Genomic DNA, 278 nt, shown 5'->3' on the forward strand with positions numbered 1-278 from the left:
ATGCCCGGGATGGAAAGCCGGCCAGGACCATGGCCGCAAGCGCCTGGATGTTGGCGGGGATTTCCCGGATCAGCCTCCAAAGCGTCGGCGAGGCGTTAGTGGCTGGAGTCGCCGCTTGGCGGATCTGCGCTGCCTGCACAATCGTGCCATCTGGCCAGCGCAGATCCTTGCCTACAGTCGCCCCCTTTACGTCATCGGAAACCCGAATGACGCGCCCGAGCTGGTCCTTGAGCTTGACCTTCTTGGACATTACTGCCCCCGCGCGGGCTGCGAATCCT

At 63.7% G+C, this 278-nt stretch carries 1 protein-coding gene; it reads right to left on the reverse strand.

Going from position 1 to position 278, the window contains the following annotated elements; genetic code table 11:
• Positions 1-250: hypothetical protein (locus tag SB658_RS23435; RefSeq protein ID WP_410602685.1), on the reverse strand; the 250-nt coding region annotated here is incomplete at its 3' end.
• Positions 251-278 lie beyond the last annotated feature (28 nt).

It is taken from the genome of Bacillus sp. SIMBA_008 (assembly GCF_046535495.1).
Taxonomy (GTDB): domain Bacteria; phylum Bacillota; class Bacilli; order Bacillales; family Bacillaceae; genus Bacillus; species Bacillus subtilis.